The 3463-nt window shown below is 68.1% G+C and carries 3 protein-coding genes; 1 reads left to right on the top strand and 2 read right to left on the bottom strand.

Annotation, left to right across the window (positions count from 1 at the left end; translation table 11 throughout):
• Together ACK41X_RS23090 and ACK41X_RS23085 are read right to left on the bottom strand one after the other, a co-directional pair.
• The coding region (locus ACK41X_RS23090; RefSeq protein WP_409728560.1) for an efflux RND transporter periplasmic adaptor subunit at positions 1 to 1616 on the bottom strand (1616 nt) is incomplete at its 3' end.
• A gap of 131 nt (positions 1617 to 1747) precedes the next feature.
• Positions 1748 to 2671, bottom strand: a complete 924-nt coding sequence (locus ACK41X_RS23085) for a polyprenyl synthetase family protein (protein WP_409728557.1) — start codon at positions 2669 to 2671, stop codon at positions 1748 to 1750.
• 106 nt (positions 2672 to 2777) lie between these two features.
• Here ACK41X_RS23085 and mtgA point away from each other — a divergent pair.
• Positions 2778 to 3463: monofunctional biosynthetic peptidoglycan transglycosylase (gene mtgA, locus ACK41X_RS23080; RefSeq protein ID WP_409728554.1), on the top strand; the 686-nt coding region annotated here is incomplete at its 3' end.

Genomic DNA, 3463 nt, shown 5'->3' with positions numbered 1-3463 from the left:
GCGGCGCCGGGCCTGCCGCCGTCGCCGACGATGACTTCGGCGCCGGCGTCGAGGCCCGAGACCACTTCGGTAACGCCGCCATCGGTGACGCCGGTGCCGATGGTGACGCCTTGCGGCTGGCCGTCGCGGCCGACAATGAACACCCGGCCGGTCTGCGCCGCGCGCCCGCCGGCGCCCGCCGCCTGCCGCTCGACGATCGCGTCGAAGGCGGCTTTCTGCTCGGGCGTGAGGACGCCGGCAATGCGCTGCTGAAGCTCGCGCCGCGCGGCCAGGATGCGCTCGCGCCGCGCGCTCTGATCGCCGTCGCCCGCACCGGCCATGAATGTCTTGCGCATATCGGCAAAGGCGGCCTCGATCTCGCGGAGCTGGTCGGCGCCCGGCTTGATCTCGGTCTTGATCGCCTGGAGAAATTCCGCGCTGTTGCCGCCCGAGGCGCGGCGCTGCGGCGCGTCGGGCGCAGACCCGCCCCGGATCAGCGGCTGATCGGCAAGCGAGGGCGGCCGCCAGCGCAGCGCCGCATTCGGCACCCGCACCACATTGTCGCGCCGCTCGGTTTCGATCCGCAAATTGGCGGTCATGCCGGGCAGCAACTCGCGGCGCGGATTCTCGATCGAGATGATGGTGGTGTAGATCACCACATTCTGTACGGTCTCGGAGCCGAGCCTCACCTGCTTGACCACGCCTTCGAAGCTGCGGCCGGGAAAAGCGTTCACGGTGAAGGTCGCGCGCTGTCCGGGCTTGATGCGGCCGACATCGGTCTCGTCGATATTGGCGGAGATCTCCATCTTGCGCAGATCGTCGGCGATGCGGAACAGTTCCGGCGCCTGCAGCGACGCCGCCACCGTCTGCCCGAGCGCGACATTGCGCTGCACGACCACGCCCGAAACCGGCGACTTGATTTCGGAATTGGTCAGGTCGACTTCGATCTGACGCACCGCGGCTTCGCGCTGCTGGATCTGCGCGGCGACCGCGGCCGCATTGGCCTGCGCCACGGTCAGATCGGCTGCAAGGCCGGTGATCGCGGCCTTCGCGGAATTGACCTGCGCGCGCGCCGAGGTCAGCGCCGCGGCCTGCGCGTCGCGGGTGGCGCGTGCGGTATCCACCGCGGCATCGGCGGCGAAGCCGCGGGTGCGCAGATCGTTCTGGCGCTGGAAGATGCGATCGGCATCGGCGAGCAACGCCTCGTTGCGCGCCACCTGCGCCTCCATGTCGGCGAGCGCGGCGCGCGCCTTCTCGGTCTCGGCCTTGACCTTCTCGATCTGGCCCTCGACCACGAGCTTCTGTGCGCGGGTCTGCGCAAGGTCGGCGCGCGCCGCATCGAGCCGCGCCCTGATCTGGTCCTGGTTGAGGCGGGCGACCACCTGTCCGGCTTTCACCTCCGAATTGTAATCGGCGAGGATTTCGATCACCTGCCCGGACAATTGCGAGCCGACGATCACGGTGGTGGTGGGATTGATGGTGCCGGTCGCGCTGACGGTGGCGACGATCTCGCCGCGGTCGGCGCGCGCCGTGCGATAGCTGCCTTCGGCCGGGGCGCCGTTCCAGCCCGGCACGAAATAAAGCGCCGCCGCACCGAGCACGGCAAGCACCAGAACCAGCAGCGGAATCTTGCGCATCGGCGTCTACCCCTTCGACCAGATGTAGTCGCGCGGCGGCGTTCCGTCACCTTACGGTTTCGATAGAGTGCGGAAATAATTCGTCACAAGTTGCTGAAATTGGACACAAATTTCGGGTCGCGCCCTGCGGCTTATTTCTCCCGCGCGGCGATGAAGCGGGCGGTCTCGCGCAGGATCGCGGCGCTGTCGCCGAAAGGCGCGAGCGCGGCTTGCGCATCGGCGACGACACCGGCCAGCCTTGCGCGTGCAGCCTCGATGCCGAGGATCGAGACCAGCGTCGCCTTGCCGACCGCGGCGTCCTTGCCGGTGGCCTTGCCGACAGTCGCAGCATCGCCTTCGACATCGAGCAGGTCGTCGGCGATCTGGAAGGCGGTGCCGACGGCGCGGCCATAGGCCGACAGCGCCTTGCTCTGGGCGGGGGACGCGCCACCGAGAATGCCACCGGCAATGCAGGCGAAATGCAACAGCGCCCCGGTCTTCATGGCCTGCATGGTGATGATGAATTGCTCGTTGCCGGCTTCGATCGTGCCGAACCGGCCTTCGGCGGCGAGATCGAGCATCTGCCCGCCGGCCATGCCGCCAAGGCCCGAGCCGCGGGCAAGTTCGCGCACCAGCGCGATGCGGACCGCCGGGTCGGGATGGGTTTCCTCGCGGGACAGGATGTCGAAGGCGAAGGTCAACAGCGAGTCGCCGGCCAGGATCGCGGTCGCATCGTCATAGGCGCGATGCAGGGTCGGACGGCCGCGGCGCAGATCGTCATTGTCCATCGCCGGCAGATCGTCATGCACCAGCGAATAGCAATGCACGCATTCCAGCGCGGCGCCGGCCATCAGCGCGCGCTGACGCGGTGCCCCGAACAGGGCTGCGCTCTCGACCACGAGGAAGGGCCGCAGCCTCTTGCCGCCGCCGAGGCTGCCATAGCGCATCGCCTCGAGCAGGCGCTCGGGGCGCGCGATCTCGCCGTCGGCGGTCTCCCGCGACATCAGGTTTGCGAGCAGGGCTTCGGTCTCGGCCGCGGCGGTATCGAGGGCAGTGGTAAAGTCAGTCTTCATCATGTCACATCTAAAGCGGCACAGCGCCGCATATCCTTGCCTTGTCTCGCAGCCAAAGTCTCTTTACGGGAAAAGGCGACGGGGACGCGTCCAGCGGGTCTTTAGGCGGGTGACGTTATCGCAGCAACCAGCGGCGCATGCCAGCCGGACGGGCTCCCGCCGCGTCCTGCGGATCGCATTGCTTGCAGTGCTGATAGTCCTGCTGCTGCCCTACCTGCTGACCCCGCTTTATCTGGTCGTCAACCCGGTCTCCACACCGATGCTGTGGCGCACCGTCACCATGAAGCCGGTGACGCGCATCTGGCGGCCGCTGGACGACATTGCGCCGGTGCTGCCGCGCACCGTGATCGCCTCCGAGGATGCGCAATTCTGCAACCATCGTGGCATCGACTGGCGGAGCCTGCGCGAGATCATCAAGGAGGCCGAGGATCTGGACGGGCTGCGCGGCGGCTCGACCATTACCCAGCAGACCGCCAAGAATCTGTTCCTGTGGCAGGGCCGTTCTTTCGTCCGCAAGGCGCTGGAGGCGCCGCTGGCTTTGTGGATGGACCTGGTGCTCGGCAAGCGCCGGGTGATGGAAATCTACCTCAATGTCGCCGAGTGGGGCCCGAACGGCGAGTTCGGGGCGGAGGCCGCGGCACGGCGCGCCTTCAAAAAATCCGCGGCCGACCTCGACGCCCGGGAGGCCGCGCTGACGGCGGCCATGCTGCCCAATCCACGCCGGCGGGACGCGGCGAAACCGGGTCCGGCGGTCCGGCGGCTTTCGGGGATTTACCAGCGCCGGGCCAATATGGT

The organism is Pseudorhodoplanes sp. (genome assembly GCF_046289595.1).
Lineage (GTDB): Bacteria > Pseudomonadota > Alphaproteobacteria > Rhizobiales > Xanthobacteraceae > Pseudorhodoplanes.
Note: the sequence above shows the minus strand (reverse complement) of the source record. Positions and strands in the feature narration are given on the sequence as shown.

What these genes read in the sequence shown, in the direction of transcription:
- ACK41X_RS23085 (WP_409728557.1), bottom strand. Translation starts at nt 2,671, where the DNA reads ATGATGAAGACTGACTTTACCACTGCCCTCGATACCGCCGCGGCCGAG.